Source organism: Psychroflexus salis (assembly GCF_014640175.1).
GTDB lineage: Bacteria > Bacteroidota > Bacteroidia > Flavobacteriales > Flavobacteriaceae > Psychroflexus > Psychroflexus salis.
The window spans coordinates 88147-103521 of record NZ_BMGL01000007.1 but is presented as its reverse complement, the minus strand read 5'-3'; the positions used below and the strand labels follow the sequence as shown (position 1 = coordinate 103521).

Here is a 15375-nt window from a genome sequence, read left to right as displayed (position 1 = left end):
GTTTGCTTTATTTTATTAAATGTATTTGAAAACCTATACTAAATATTAAATTTGAATCTTGTATAGTTGTTTGGGGATTGGATTTAGTTCTGAAATTAAGCTGTTGATACTCTACAGTGAACTCAATTGCAACACTATTATTAAAAAAGACAGAAGGCCCTGCCTTTACACTAAAATTTGAATTGTATGCTAACTTATTTCCTTCTGAGTAATAATTACCATATTGATATTCTACGTGTGAAAAAAAATTGATAAGATTATCTGATTTTAAAAAGTAATATCGAACAAAAGGCCCTATCAAAAAAGAGTATGTATTGGGGTCATTTTTAAAAAAAGTATAATTAAAACTTGGTGTAAGACCAAGGACAAATTTGTCCACAAGAAAATAACCCAAATTAGTTTGCATATCAAATTTACTACCTCCAGTTTTTTGAACCTGATTATTAAAAGTAGTTTTTGAGTTTGAATTTATAAAACTTAAATTACCACCTACCAACCAATTGCCTTCTGTAATTTGCGCATTTGTTGAAGCGGTAATGGAAATTAATATGAGCAATGCATATATCTTTTTCATATAATTTTCTTTTAAAATAAATGTTAGTTTAAAATTGTTTCTAAATTTTCCTAAGTTTTAAGCTAAGTTTAATTTGTTGAATTTTTTGAAAATCGAAACACTTTAAGGAAAACCTCTACAAAATAAAAATAGAAAAATCCAGCAAGGCTGCATGTATAGATAAAGTCTCATAATTATTAATTAGAACACTAAACTACATTTTAAAAAATAAAATTTTTGCAGATTTTCTGCTTTTTTGTTTCGATGAATTGTTGTAAGCAATTGTTTTTGAGCTTTGATTACTAGTGCTTTAGCTTTTTAATGAAATTCTGTTAAAATTCACTTTTCAACCAAACTTTAACATTTGGCGGATAGCCAATAGCTAACAGCTACTGGCTAATAGCTTAATAACACATTTCAACATGAGTACATTTCTATTTCCTTACATTTGTCCCTAAAAACAAACATGCAAATTTCAGTAGAATTAACCCTAACACCCATCCAAGACGATTACGAGCCGGCTATTATTCAATTTATACAAGCTTTGCGCGATTCGGGTTTAGCCATGAAGGAAAATCCGCTAAGCACACAAGTTTTTGGCGAATACGATGAAGTAATGCAAGTGCTCAACAAAGAAATGAAAGTAGCTTTTGAAGCCATTGAGCGGGGTTTGTTGTATGTAAAAATTGTAAAATCCAATCGAGCGGACTATGAACCCCATTTTTAATCAGTTACTCGAACCTTACCAAGGTGTAGAAACGCATTTACTAGTATTAGAAATCCTTGGGGTGTTTTTCGGACTGCTCAGTGTTCTCTTTTCTAAACGGGATAACATTTTGGTTTTTCCAACGGGCATTATCAGCACTTTAATATTTGTATATATTTTGCTGGTGTATGGGTTGTTGGGCGATATGCTAATTAATGCCTATTATTTCATCATGAGTGTGTACGGTTGGTACATGTGGACGCGTAAAGTGTCTGCCGAAGCTTTTTTACCGATTACTTCCTGGACTAAAAAAGAGCAAGTTAAAAGCTTGTTGTTGTTTGTTTCAACTTTAATCGGTGTAGCTTTGGTTTATCAAGTTTTCAACAAATGGGAAAATTGGGTTTCGTATGCCGATGTAGTGACCACAGGCATCTTTTTTGTTGGCATGTGGCTCATGGCCAAAAAGAAAATTGAAAATTGGATTTTCTGGATAGTAGGCGATTTTGTTTCTATTCCTATGTATATATACAAAGGTTTACTGCTTACCGCCATTCAATATTTCATCTTCGGCTTAATTGCTATATTTGCTTACTACGCATGGAAAAAGAACTTGAACAAACCCAAAACGGAATTATTAAAGTAGTTTTATTTGGACCCGAAAGTACGGGGAAAAGCACTTTAGCTAAAGCTTTAGCTGAAGAATTCAACACGCAATCGGTGCCTGAATTTATGCGGATGTATTTGCAAGAAAAATGGGATCTGCATAACGAAATCTGTACAGAAGCAGACATGTTGCCTATTGCCAAAGGACAAATTAGATTAGAGAACAAAGCCGTTAAAAAAGCGAACAAAATCTTGTTTTGCGATACCAATTTGCTTCAAAATTGGGTGTATGCCAATGTATATTTCGAAAATTATACCAATCCTTTGTTCGAAAAATATGTAAATAAACATGAATATCAACTCTACATTTTATGCGATATCGATGTACCCTGGCAGCCAGACGACTTACGCGATAAACCTTACGAAAGAGAAAAAATGTTTGTTATATTTGCTAACGAACTAACTAAGCGCAATTTACCTTACTTACGCGTAAACGGAAATCTTAACCAACGTTTGGCGCAATGTAAGCCTATTTTGCAGAAGCTATTAAATGAATAAACACTATGTTTCAATTCACCCAAAAAGACCAGCAACAACTTCAACAACTAGGTATAAGCAAAGAAAAAGTAAATCGTTATCTCGAAATTTTTAACGAAGGAATTCCTTTTTCTGAAGTACGCTCAGCAGCCAATGTTAACGAAGGAATTGAAGCTTTTTCAGATGAAGAATTAAAGGCTTTTGCTCAAACATACCAAGAAGCTACTCAACTAAAAGTAGTAAAATTCACACCCGCCAGTGGCGCAGCAACACGCATGTTTAAAGCCATGCATCAATTAATGGAACAAGCCAATTCTGTTGAAGAATTTAACAGCTTACTACAAAAAGAAAAATATGCTGGTTTACAGAAAATGGCAAATAACTTGCACCAGCTTCCTTTTTATGATGCTATTGTCAATGCCATCGAAAACCTTGAAGGTTTAAAACCAACTGAGCAAGCTTACCAAGCATTTCAACTAATGTTGAATGAAAATGGATTGGGTTTAGATGAATTACCCAAAGGCTCAATTCCGTTTCATAAATACAACACATCCACAGCATCTGCTTTTGAAGAGCATTTTTATGAAGCAGCTGCCTATGCTTCAAAAGGAGGAAAAGCTTATTTGCATTTTACCATTTCGGAAGAGCATCAAACTAAATTTGAAAATGAGTTTAATGAAATTAAAAATCGTATTTCGAAAGAAACCAAAATAGATTTTGAAGTTTCATTCTCGTTTCAAAAAAAAGCAACCGATACTTTAGCGGTAGATTTAGAAAACAAGCCTTTTCGCTTAACAAATGGGAAATTATTATTTCGCCCAGGTGGACATGGTGCATTAATCGAAAACTTAAACGATGTAGATGCCGACCTAATTTTTATAAAAAACATTGACAATATTTCGCACCGAAACAATCTTGAAGTTAATGCTTTTTATAAGAAAGCTCTAGCAGGATATTTATTGAAAGTTCAACAAAAAAGTTTTGGATTGATTGAAGCTTTGCAAGACAATCCGAGTCAAGAAACACTGGAAAAAGCAGCTACATTTTTAAAAAATTCATTGAATGTAGACCAAGATTTGAATGATTCTGAAAAAATGATACAACACCTCAACAAACCGATTCGTGTTTGCGGAATGGTAAAAAATGAAGGTGAACCCGGCGGCGGTCCGTATTGGATGATTAACGGAAAAGGAAATACTTCTTTACAAATTGTAGAAAAATCGCAAATAGATTTAAAAAATTCTAAACAAGCAAGTATACTTACCGATGCTACTCATTTTAATCCAGTCGATTTGGTTTGTGGCGTGCGCAATTACCAAGGTAAAAAGTTTAATTTATTGAATTACGTAAATCCAAACCGCGGTTTTATAACTGAAAAATCCCTAGAAGGAAAAACTTTAAAAGCTCTAGAACTTCCTGGCTTATGGAATGGCGCAATGGAATATTGGAATACGCTTTTTGTGGAAGTTCCGTCCAGTACATTTTGCCCCGTAAAATCGGTTAACGATTTGTTGAAGCCACTGCATGTTAGCGGACAACAGTTATAAATTGAATAAAGCTATTTTTTGAATACGCCACGAACGCACGAATAACAATGCAATCGTTGGCTCGAGCATCTTGCTCGTGAATCCTAACAAGATTTATAAATAATATTGAAAATTGGCTATATTAAATTTAGTTACAAAATCATCTCGTCAAAACTCAAAATAGTTTCAAAACCTTTTTGATGAAAGTATTTTTGATCTTCTAAATTACCAACTGCCAATACAAAATCGCCACCCCAAGCGCCTAAACTTTTTATGGTTCTTGGATAATCGGAAAAGAGTTGTTTTTGAATAGGAAACTGTCCTAATAAAGTAGCGATGATTTTTTCATGAGATTTTAATAGAGCTTCAAAATCTTCTATTTGCTTAACTTCTAGAATTTGATGTGTAATGGCATTGATACGATTTATTGCTAACTCAATATTTTCTGGTGACTGAATTCGGTAATGTTGAATGGCGTCGCGGCTGTTTTGTTTTTGATTTAAGTATACAAAAAACAATTCGTCTTTAAAATCAGGTTGAAATTGTACAGGTTGAATTTTAGGCTGAAGCTGATTTTTTTTGAATAAAATTGGCGTTCCATTTTGTGCGCAAGCTACGTCGTAACCGCTTCCGCCGAAGGCATAATCTTGTAAAGCAAAAGCATTTATTTTTGCCCATTGCGCCAGATTATTCACTAAAGTGGAAGAAGAGCCTAAACCCCAATTTTTCGGAAATTCTAAGGTTGAAATTATAGTATATCCTTTATCTACAGCAAACAAAGATGGATTTTGTTGAGCCAGCCAATTGAATATTTCTACTAATCTCTTGGCTTCAGGCAAACTAGAATTACTAGTAAACTTATAATTTTCATTCCAAGTGAATTGAAAATCTAACCAGGTTTCTTGGTTGTGCAAAAGGCTTTTCCAGTTGATGGTTTTTGCTTCTGTTGAGGTTTCAACTTCTAATTTTTGTCCAAATTTTGTAGGCAAACCTAAAGCTTCAGCGTCATCTAAAACTACATATTCTGCAGTTAATAATAATTTTCCATGACTGTAAAAAGTTTCAGTTGGCATCTCAATTAATTTCGTAATTCATTTAAAAAATTAACTACAGCCGAATGCGAAACAGTATTATGCTTAAAAAATTCTACTGCTTTTTTACGTTCGTCTGTATTGGCTTCAAACTGATTAAGTATATTCATTAAGTGCATTTTCATGTGACCTTCTTGAATACCTGTAGTCACTAAAGAATTAACTGCACCAAAATTTTGTGCTAAACCAGCAACCGCAACAATTTGCATTAATTCTTCTGCACTTGGACGTTGTAATAGCGCTAAAGCTAGTTTCACCAACGGATGCAAACTGGTTAGCCCGCCAACCGTACCTAAAGCCAAAGGAACTTCAATCCAATAGGTGAAAATTCCATTTTCAATTTTGGCGTGGGTTAAACTACTGTATTTTCCACTTCTGGAAGCATAAGCGTGCACTCCAGCTTCAATGGCTCTAAAATCGTTTCCTGTTGCCAAAACCACAGCATCAATTCCATTCATAATGCCTTTGTTGTGGGTAACCGCGCGATAAGGTTCTACTTCAGCGATGTTAATAGCACGCACAAATTTTTCAGCGTAAGCTTGACCTGCTTCTTTTGTATTTCCTAATTCTTCAACGGGACAACTTACTTCGGCACTTACTGTGCAATTCGGCACATAATTCGATAAAATGCTCATAACTATTTCGAGCGAAGCTTCATTTTGAAAATACAATTGTGCTTCATCTCTAAAAACCGCTGCAAATTCTTCTAAACAAGAATTAATAAAATTTGCTCCCATAGCATCTTTAGTTTCGAATGTAACATGAAGCTGATAGTAGTTGGTTAAATCTTCAGATTTATCGACCAATTCTAAAGTACGAATTCCGCCACCGCGCTTTTCCATATTTTTAGTAATGGACTGAACTGATTCGAATAACTTGGGTTTTATTTTTTGAAAGAATGTAGCTAATTCTTCAAAATTTCCTGAAAAATTAAAATGTACTTGACCTATTTTTTCAGTTCCAATTACCTTGGTTTTAAATCCACCGCGTTCTCCCCAAAACTTGGCTGCTTTACTGGCTGCCGCTACAACAGAACTCTCTTCAATAGCCATGGGAATAACGTAGTTTTTTCCATTAATCGAAAAATTGGGTGCTACGCCAAAGGGCAAATAAAAGTTGGTAAGTGTGTTTTCAATAAATTCGTCGTGTAACTTTTGAAGCTTTTGATCTTGATTAATGTATTGCTTTAAAATAGTTTCTGCTTGTGGAAAATTAGCTAAATAATGCTGAAGTAAATACGCTATTTTTTCCTGTTTACTAAGTTTTGAAAATCCTTGAATGGCTTGCATTGGTATAAATTATAATCGGTAACAAAGATACTTTTTTTAAAAGGAATAAGTTGAGAGTAAAAAGCAGAGTAAATTCACTTTTAGGTGTACGGATATTACTTTAAAATTCATTAATTTTTAAATTAATGATAAATTAATAGGTGTTTATCAATTAAAACCAATATACTTTTCTTAATTTATAAAAAATTTAATATATGAGTAATTTTATACCGATTCCGAAAGAATTTGAACTTGATTCGCCTATACAAGCCAATCAATATTTAATCGACGGTAAGCTGATTGAATGGAAAGGCAAAATGGCAGAAGTAAATTCGAGTATTTCTTCGACAAAAGAGTATAAGCCTACTTACTTAGGCAGCGTTCCAGAACTAGAAGAAGAACAAGCACAGGAATCTCTAAAAGCTGCTTTAAAAGCCTACGACCAAGGAAAGGGCAAATGGCCAACCATGCGTGTAGAAGAACGTATTCACTGTATGGAGAAGTTTGTAAAAGCCATGGAAACCAAGCGAGATATTGTGGTAAAGCTCATTATGTGGGAAATTGGAAAAAATCTTCCTGATGCAGAAAAAGAATTCGACCGAACCGTAAAATACGTGTACGATACCATTGAAGATTACAAACAAATGGATCGAAATGCTGCTAAATTTGAAAAACACGATGGTGTGTATGCGCACATTCGCCGTGGGCCTTTGGGTGTGGTTTTATGTTTGGGGCCTTATAATTATCCTTTAAATGAAACATTTGCTTTGTTAATTCCTGCTTTAATAATGGGAAACACAGCTATTTTTAAGCCAGCAAAATTTGGGGTTTTATTAATTACGCCTTTATTAGAAGCTTTTCAGGAAAGTTTTCCAAAAGGCGTAGTCAACATTATTTTTGGTCGAGGTCGAGTTTTAGCAAGTCCAATTATGAAAACTGGACACGTAGATGTGTTGGCTTTAATTGGCAATAGCAAATCTGCAAATGCATTAATTAATCAGCATCCGAAAAGCAATCGACTACGCTTAATTTTAGGTTTAGAAGCTAAAAATCCAGCCATTATATTGCCACATGCCGACTTAGATTTAGCTGTGAAAGAATGTATTTCTGGAAGTTTATCGTTTAATGGTCAACGTTGTACTGCACTTAAAATAATCTATGTGCACGAGGACATTAAAGAAGAGTTTTTAGAAAACTTTACCGCAGCTGTTGATGCACAAAAATTTGGAAATCCGTGGGATGATGGTGCGTTTTTAACACCGCTTCCAGAACCTGATAAGCCAGCATACATTCAAGCACTCATAGATGACGCAGAAGCAAAAGGAGCTAAAATTTTGAATAAAAAAGGCGGTCAGCATTTTGACAATTACATTTGGCCTGCAGTAATGTATCCCGTAACTAAAGATATGCGTGTGTATGAAGAAGAACAATTCGGTCCGATTATTCCTGTAGTTTATTTCACCGATATTAATGAGCCACTAGATGATATGGCCGATTCGAATTACGGCCAACAAGTGAGTTTATTTGGTAAAGATGTAGAAGTACTTTCGCCACTTATCGATACTTTGGTGAATTTGGTTTGCCGAGTTAATTTGAATAGTTCTTGCCAACGTGGACCTGATGTGTATCCATTTACTGGAAGAAAAGACTCGGCAAAATCTACTTTAAGCGTGCATGATGCCCTGCGCTCGTTTTCAATCAGAACTTTTGTAGCATCGAAAGATAATCCTGAAAATGTGAAAATTTTAGAAGAATTGCTTCAACATAAACAATCAAGTTTTATAAGCACGGATTATATATTGTAAAAATCACATTGTTAGTCTTAAATCTACTTTGCATTTTACAGTATAAATTCGACCTTAGGTTAAGGTTACTTCACATAAAGTTTAGCAATTTATTTAGAAAAGCTTAGAAGGTAATAATAAATGTGTTTTTTAAACTTGATAATAACAAAAAAATAATAGCAACCGCTACTCTACTTATAATTAACCCTTAAACCACAGTAATTTTCTGTGGTTTTATTTTGGCATGATTATTACTATACGTTTAGTAAAATTTTTCAGCATGAAAATATATATATATTCAATCTTTTTTTTGTTGGGTGTTATTCAATTTAATTTTGCTCAAGAAGATATTGTACAAAAAGATACTAAAGCTTCTTTTGAAGCAAGTTTGCTCGGTAGCGATTTTGTAAACCGAACTTCAATTGGTTTATCCTTTGTTGTAAACAAAAACTGGCATGAGTATTTCCAAATGGGTGTAGGCTTACAAACTGCTTTTAATAGGCAATCTAATTCGTTTGGCTATGATGTTTTTACTCCTCATTACACTTCTACAGCTTTAACTTTCAATAATACAGCACAGCTTTATAGCTTAGGAAAATTTAGTGTAGAAGCCAATGCAAATTTTGGTTGGTTGTTTATTAATTTACAAGACGAAGACTTAGCTGAATACAACCCGGCTTTCGATATTTTTCAGCCTGCAACTATTGCTCGGGAAAGCTTTAGAATGTTACAAGGTGGAATTACCCTAAATTACGTAATCAAACAACGCGAAACTACAGCCATTGCTATTTTTGCTAGGGTTTTAAAAAATCAAGCTTTTGGGAATGTTCGCTTTGGTGGTGCAGATGCAAACTCGAATTTTCAGTTTAATATAGGTGTAAAACTTATCGCTTTTTAAAAATAAGCTCTTAGTTGAACATTTCCTGTATGAATAGCTCTTGTACCTTCACTTTTTCTACCAAAATACGAAAGGTTTAAATCTAAAAATTTAGTGATTTTTTTCTGTACAAATAAAGACCAAGTAAAGTTGTTATCGGGTTGCAAACCCTCCATCATTTGGTAAGCCACAGGCGAAATAGAACTACCTTCAAAATCGTTTTGTATAAAATTAAACTCTCCGTTAATACTATACTGTTGTCCCTTATTGAAGGTAAATGAAGTACCCAGTACTCGCTGATTTAAACTTTCTTGTCCTTGCAATTGGTTTTCTTGAATAGTATATTCTGCAAAAGCATCAAAACGAGTGTTTCCTCCTAATAAGTAAGATAGTTTAGGATGTACACTGAAACCTTCTAATAAAAAATTTCGACTATCAAAATTTTCAGAAAAACTTTCGGAAGTATTCATTTCATTTTTCAAGGTTAACAACCACATTTCCTTTATTTTATGAAAGAAGTTTAACTGATGACTTTCGGCATTGTTGTCTTGTAAGCCAATGGAAAGTAAATTACGAGATTTCGAAGATATATAGGTATAAGATGTTGTATAACGTTGTTTTCCGCGGTTAAAAAAAAGGGTGTTCCTAAAATTAATATTGAGTCCGAGTTCGTCTGCTCCATTGGCACTAAAAGGATTTAAGTTAAGTAAATTCCCATCTCGTGCTACTTTTCGGTCGATTAAATAGGAAGTTTGATTGTATAATTTACTAATTAACTTTTTTAATCCCTCTTCTCCAGTCCATGAACGGAAGTTGGCTGTAACTTGCTGGCTAAATCGATTTTGATTAGTTCGAATAAAAACCTGATTGGGAAGTAAAATACGAACATAATCTGCTTCACCTGGAAACTGTGCAATCTCAAACTCATCTAATTCTTGCACTCCATTTTCATTATAATCTATCCAAACGTATTGTCCATCACCTGGGTTCACTTCTAAGTAAGTAAATTCTTGTTGGGCAATGCTACCACTGTTGGTTTCGTAAGAAGTACTTAAATTTAGTATACGATCGAATAAAAACTGATTGTAGACAACACGAGAGTTTAGCGTATTTTCGTCTTCAATATTTTCGTTTAAATTATTTAAATTTCGGTAACTAGCAAAAACTGAGAGCTTACTGCTAGCTGAGTTCACTAAAGTAGATTTAAGGTAGTAATTATTAGATGTATTTACCCGCTGTAATTGGTTGTTGCGCAAGCTATCGTTTTCTCTAAAACGGTATCCAACTTCTACAAAAACAGCTGTACTATCGCCAACACCTGTAAATACTTCGTAACTTTTAAAAGCCTGAGTGTTGCTGGTAAACTCGTTTGTTTCAACTTGGTTTTCTTGGTTATCTTCGTGTGCAAATTTAGCTCCAGCCCAGTATTTACCAAGATCGAAGACTCCAAAAACATGCGATCGGGAAAATTCTGAATCTAAAACAGTGCCTTTGCTTTTTAAATAACTTGCATTGGCATTTAATTTTAATTTTTCTAATTGAACAGAAGATGAAAGTACTTGTCTGTTTCCTGTAAAACTTTCACTAAAATCTAAATGTTGAAATTGGTATTGAATTTGTGCATTTTCATTTTGATTTAGTTTAAAGCCTGTGTCTACATACAGTTGGTTTCCTGTGGTTTCAAAGATATTCCAATCTCTTTGAAACTCTACATTATATAAACGTTCTATGCTCGTGTAATTTTTTTCTATATAATCTATGTTTCCTAAAAAATCTAAATTCCAATTGGCTTTATTCTTAGTAATACGTTGTTGAGTTTGTAGTTTTGCTGCAGTCCCTCGATTATCGGTATTATCTAAATTAGAAAAGGTGTTTAGGTCGTTATTACTTACCGCTAATTCTCCATTTATAGTAGAGTGTTCTCCATTTTGATATGCGGCTTGCACAACTCCAATTTGCAACAAAGTTGGAGCAAAAAGTTGCGTAACAGGTTCAAAATCGCCTTGTGGAAATCCGTTTACTGGTGGTACATATTCAAAAACACGGCTAATATTATCTATACTGCTAACCACATAATTTCCTTGGTTAGCTCCTACGTTGGTAAATCGAACGCTAAATAGGTCGTCATCAGGATTGATCGAAAACACAAAAACTTCAGTTCCGTTCACCATTTCTTTTCGGTATAAAACTCGGTTTTCAGAAAATTCACTTTCCACGGCACTTTCGGCTAACATTTGGGATTGGTCGTCTCCAGCATCTTGTAATACTTGAACCTGTTCATCAGTTAGATTTTGGCGCAAAGGCTGGTTTTTAAGATCGCTTTCGGTAAACACAAAACTATTGATCTTCAGTTTTTCATTAGTAAAATTTCCTCCTGCCGTAGCTATAACTCTCGAGAAATTTTGATCGGCATATTGAAACTCAACTACAATCCGCATTTCAGAAGAAATAGGAAAAGTTGAGTTAAAAATAATTTCTCCAGCATTATAATCTATAATGTAATCTTCAGCTTCGCCACGTTTTAACTTTCTTCCGTTTACAAAAACAGCTTCGCTTCCTGAAATAATCAACACAAACAACTCTCCATTGGGACCGCGTAATTTGTATGGGCCTTGGTTGCCTTCTTGTCCGGTAATTTCACTACGGGTAAAAACACCACGTACCAAAGCTCCAGACGCGTAAGCTTCGGCTTGGTAATCTTCGTTTCCAAACTGAGTAGAAACTAATAAACCTTGTACTTTTTTGGTATAACTAGCAAAAAAAGATTGGCTTTCTATTAAATCGATATCTCCAGCCCGAATTGCCCAATTTTTAGCTTGAAGTTCAATAAAAACTTGATCAAATTCATTTAAACGTTGGGAATATCCACCTTCTTGAGTAGGAACATTTGCATCTTTAATAGAAGCACGCAAGCTTACATTTTCAGACAATTTACCTGAAATTTGCAAGTCTAATTCTGAGTTTACCACAGCATTTTGATTGTTTCCAACGCGCACACCTCTAGAAATACTTCCGCTTGTATTTAATCCATCGAAAGGAACAAACTCTCTTTTATATTTACGTTGTTGCAAGCTGTATAAATTTTCTTCGGAAGCATTTGCTGGCAAAACAATGTGGTTATCTAAATTTTTATAGGTCTTGGTTAAAAAGTTGGGGAAACGTGTATAACTTACAATTAAAGAATCGGTTTCTTGTTGTAAATGTTTTGAAGGTATTAAAGCAGCTTTCATAAAATTAGCTCGGTATGCTGAAGCTGAAACGGTATCGAGACTTAGTTTTTGTACATTAAAGTTTAAACTGCTAATACTTACTGAATCTAATACTATACTGTCTTTTACGGCTAGTTTTTTTCTTATATAGTTTTTTTCTTGAGCTGAAATTCCCCAAGTACACAAACCACACAAAAGCATTACCACCCACTGCCGCATAAAACATAAACTAAAGCAATCGCATTATATTTTACAAATGAAGTGAAGAAATAGGTTTCAGCTTTAGTTATTCTGTAAAAATTGAAAATTAACTTAAGGTTTACACCAAGATAAAACCTAAACACAAGGCTTCTAACATAAAATTAAGTGGCTTTTTAAGAACTTTAGATTTTTTTGAAACACGAGTCGGGTATAAATTTTAAACCTAATATTCTTTAACATAGCCCCAGTTTTCGCCAGTTTTAATACGCCGAAGTTGCATTTCTGAAATGCCGAATTGTTTAGCAATCATTTTTAATCTTGTTCTTCGGTTAGGGTCGTTTAATTTTCGTTTAATAAGTTTTACCCGAGTTTCTGTTAATTTAGCATTGGTAACTCTACCTGTTTTTTGTTTTGCTCTTTCCTTAAATTCAAGATTACTAAATTGGTGCTGTTCTTTTTCTTTTTTGGTTGCCCATTTTAAATTATTAACACGATTGTCTTTTTTATTATAATTTAAATGAATTACATAAACGCCATCCTTTTGTTCTAAAAAATGCTGTGCAACTAATTTGTGAATGTATCTACTTGTAGGTTTACCTGTCTTTTTTAGTCTAACTGCTAAGTTTTGATAACCATTTATATAACTAGCTTTTACAAGCACTTCACTTTCTCCTTTACAATTGATAATACGCCCGTAATTAGAAACTTTATACTTTTCTATTTCTGAAATTTTATCATCAAACTGAATGTTTTTCCACTCTTCGTCTGGGTATCTATTAATCATACTATTTTTTTGAATTTAGGGAATGGCTTTTCAAAATAGACGATTAACTAGTGTAAGCAGCCTAGGTTTACCAAAAGCTGTATTACTTACAAAAATACAATTTTATTTCAATTCAGGTTTAATGAAGTAACAACAGGCTTGTTTATTAAGCTTAAAAACCTCACACCTAAATACAGCGAGTTGGCTTAAATTTTACAGTTTTTGCTTAAGCTTAATTTAAATTTAGCCAAGCACTCCATGGTACTCTACTCAACAAAACCAATAAAGCAATAGTATAAAATATGGCTAATAGCTTAAATTTTGGTGTAGACGACAATTTCTTTTTGTGTTTAGAATAACCAACCGTTATTAGAACAATACTAACAATCATGGTAAACGGATGCTCGATTAAGTATAAACGTAAAGTTGAATTTTTCATTACATCGCCCATTCCTACGCTCGAAAAAGCTTCAAAATATGGAGATATAAAGTACAAAATAATTCCTATAAGAAGTTGAATGTGACTAACAATTAAGGCAAATAACGAAATTCTAAAATCTTTGGCTCCATAAGGTTTTTTAGAAGCGTATTTACTTATTGCGTTTATAGAAGCCAAAAGCAGAATTAGGACCACAAGGTATGCCCAATAAGAGTGGACTATTTTAATTGATTCATACATAATTTATATATTTTAATTTTATTCGAATAAGGCTTTTAACTCAGTTGCATCTTTTGGTTTCAGCTTACCAGCTAAAACTAAGCTTAGTTGCTTTCGCCTAAGTGCGGCTTCGAAGCGGTCTTTTTCTAATTTGGTTTGTGGGTCGATACCTGGAACGGGCACAGGATTTCCCATATCGTCTACCGCTACAAAGGTATAAATTGCTTCATTAGCTTTTGTTCTTCTTCCACTTTCGCGATCTTCAATCCAAACATCTAAGAATATTTCCATGGATGTTTTAAAACTTCGAGATACTTTAGCTTCTACAGTTACCACGCTTCCTAAAGGAACTGCTTTATTAAAAGCAACGTGATTTACCGATGCGGTTACTACAATTCTTCTAGAATGTCTTCTTGCTGCAATGCTCGCTGCTCGGTCCATTCTGGCCAAAAGTTCACCACCAAAAAGATTGTTTAAAGGATTGGTTTCGCTAGGGAGTACCAAGTCGGTTAAAGTGGTTTTAGATTCTTCTGGGGTTTTTAATTCCATTCGTAGTTTTTATTGCAAAGATAAACCTTAACGTTTACTTGAAGCACTTTTAATCTATCAATAACCAAGCACTGGGCAATTGATTATTTTTTATTTCTCTTAAAGCTAACTTTGCTTCGTCAACATTAGCATAACTTGAAAAGGCAACCTGATGTAGTCCGTATTTGTTTTTTCCGACCAATCGTGCATCAAAACCTTGTTGCTGTAGTTGTTCAAGCTTTTTTAAAGCATTGGCTTCTTCCCTAAAAGCACCAGCAATTATATGCATGTGTTTTTCAGACTCAATAATTTTAGCTGCTTTTTTAATTTGTAAAGTAGGTAGGGGTTCAGTTATAGAAAAAACAGCATTTTCTATTGTATTTTGCACTTCTTGTTGTGCTTGTTTTTGTACGTATAGGTTGTGTTTCTCGACTTTTGTTGTGTACCAATTTAAACCAAATGCGCTGGCTAAACCTAAAGATATTAGTCCAACAGCAGCATACTTTAAATAATTTGGAGGAGATTTTTCTTTTTCTATAAAGGGAATGAGTTTGGTTGGTTGAGTTTCGTTTTGCTGCTTTGGAAGATCTCGGCTAAGGGCTTCATTTTTAAAATTAGTCAACCCAAAAGAACTCAATAAAAAATTATTTTCTTCTGGTTGAAATACGAGTTGCTCGTTGTTTTGGTAAATAAATGTTCCTATTCCTTTAAATTGAAGCTTATTTTCATTGGTTAAAGCCAAATTTATATCATCTACATATTGATGTATTGCTTTTTGTGCTTCAGCATAATTTAAGGCTTCTTCTTGTTCTAAGTGTTTAATTAACAGGCCATCGTTGTTTTTTAATTGGGCATTAAAAGTAATTTTTCTGCTCGGTGGAAAAAACAAATGATTTTCAGCATCGACTTTAGCAGAATGATACTGAGCTAAGAAAGCTCCAAAACCAGGAACAACAACGCAATCATGTCGGTAAAGTAAAGCTTTGATATGTAGACTTATATTCATTTTTATGCTGCCTTTTTTTGCTTTCTCAAATTAATGAATATTAACTTAAATTACGAAAAGTTTGT

General features: G+C 33.8%; 14 protein-coding genes. 6 read left to right on the top strand and 8 right to left on the bottom strand.

Annotated features, from left to right (window positions below; all coding sequences use genetic code 11):
• Positions 1-7: 7 nt before the first annotated feature.
• Entirely contained in the window at positions 8-574 is a 567-nt protein-coding gene (locus IEV63_RS07005; RefSeq protein ID WP_188406085.1) for an outer membrane beta-barrel protein, read from the bottom strand.
• 445 nt (positions 575-1019) lie between these two features.
• On the opposite strand from IEV63_RS07005, the gene IEV63_RS07000 reads away from it, so the two are divergent.
• From IEV63_RS07000 to IEV63_RS06985, 4 genes are read left to right on the top strand one after another with little or no spacing between them, the layout of a single operon-like run.
• A complete protein-coding gene (locus tag IEV63_RS07000; protein WP_188406084.1) occupies positions 1020-1280 on the top strand; it encodes a thiamine-binding protein in 261 nt (86 codons plus the stop codon).
• Positions 1264-1902: a nicotinamide riboside transporter PnuC gene (gene pnuC / locus IEV63_RS06995; RefSeq protein ID WP_188406083.1), complete on the top strand. Its 639-nt coding sequence runs from the start codon at positions 1264-1266 to the stop codon at positions 1900-1902. Before IEV63_RS07000 ends, pnuC begins: the two co-directional genes overlap by 17 nt.
• A complete protein-coding gene (locus tag IEV63_RS06990) occupies positions 1857-2420 on the top strand; it encodes an AAA family ATPase (protein WP_188406082.1) in 564 nt (187 codons plus the stop codon). The genes pnuC and IEV63_RS06990 overlap by 46 nt, the downstream gene beginning before the upstream one ends.
• A gap of 5 nt (positions 2421-2425) precedes the next feature.
• Positions 2426-3946 carry a DUF4301 family protein gene (locus IEV63_RS06985; RefSeq protein ID WP_188406081.1) on the top strand — a complete coding sequence of 507 codons (1521 nt, stop codon included), beginning with the start codon at positions 2426-2428 and terminating at the stop codon, positions 3944-3946.
• A 131-nt stretch (positions 3947-4077) separates the two neighbouring features.
• Here the strand turns inward: IEV63_RS06985 and IEV63_RS06980 are convergent, their stop codons facing one another.
• Positions 4078-4998, bottom strand: coding sequence for a GYDIA family GHMP kinase (locus tag IEV63_RS06980; protein ID WP_188406080.1), 921 nt, complete (start codon positions 4996-4998; stop codon positions 4078-4080).
• Between the two features lie 5 nt (positions 4999-5003).
• Positions 5004-6305 carry a hydroxymethylglutaryl-CoA reductase, degradative gene (locus tag IEV63_RS06975; protein ID WP_188406079.1) on the bottom strand — a complete coding sequence of 434 codons (1302 nt, stop codon included), beginning with the start codon at positions 6303-6305 and terminating at the stop codon, positions 5004-5006.
• 194 nt (positions 6306-6499) lie between these two features.
• Between IEV63_RS06975 and IEV63_RS06970 the strand changes: the two genes are divergently transcribed.
• Both IEV63_RS06970 and IEV63_RS06965 read left to right on the top strand, forming a co-directional pair.
• Positions 6500-8089 (top strand): NADP-dependent glyceraldehyde-3-phosphate dehydrogenase, encoded by a 1590-nt coding sequence (locus tag IEV63_RS06970; RefSeq protein WP_188406078.1) that lies wholly within the window; start codon positions 6500-6502, stop codon positions 8087-8089.
• Positions 8090-8348: 259 nt separating this feature from the next.
• Positions 8349-8966 (top strand): hypothetical protein, encoded by a 618-nt coding sequence (locus tag IEV63_RS06965; RefSeq protein ID WP_188406077.1) that lies wholly within the window; start codon positions 8349-8351, stop codon positions 8964-8966.
• Here the strand turns inward: IEV63_RS06965 and IEV63_RS06960 are convergent.
• The 5 genes from IEV63_RS06960 to IEV63_RS06940 all read right to left on the bottom strand — a co-directional run bounded on the left by IEV63_RS06960 (position 8963) and on the right by IEV63_RS06940 (position 15310).
• On the bottom strand, positions 8963-12373 hold the full coding sequence (locus IEV63_RS06960) for a DUF8818 domain-containing protein (RefSeq protein WP_188406076.1): 3411 nt from the start codon (positions 12371-12373) through the stop codon (positions 8963-8965). The two genes, IEV63_RS06965 and IEV63_RS06960, sit on opposite strands and share 4 nt — an antisense overlap.
• A gap of 205 nt (positions 12374-12578) precedes the next feature.
• Positions 12579-13139: an NUMOD4 domain-containing protein gene (locus tag IEV63_RS06955; protein WP_188406075.1), complete on the bottom strand. Its 561-nt coding sequence runs from the start codon at positions 13137-13139 to the stop codon at positions 12579-12581.
• Between the two features lie 211 nt (positions 13140-13350).
• Positions 13351-13797 (bottom strand): hypothetical protein, encoded by a 447-nt coding sequence (locus tag IEV63_RS06950; RefSeq protein ID WP_188406074.1) that lies wholly within the window; start codon positions 13795-13797, stop codon positions 13351-13353.
• An 18-nt stretch (positions 13798-13815) separates the two neighbouring features.
• Positions 13816-14325, bottom strand: a complete 510-nt coding sequence (locus IEV63_RS06945; protein WP_188406073.1) for an acyl-CoA thioesterase — start codon at positions 14323-14325, stop codon at positions 13816-13818.
• 49 nt (positions 14326-14374) lie between these two features.
• Positions 14375-15310: an HU domain-containing protein gene (locus tag IEV63_RS06940; protein WP_188406072.1), complete on the bottom strand. Its 936-nt coding sequence runs from the start codon at positions 15308-15310 to the stop codon at positions 14375-14377.
• Positions 15311-15375: the final 65 nt, after the last annotated feature.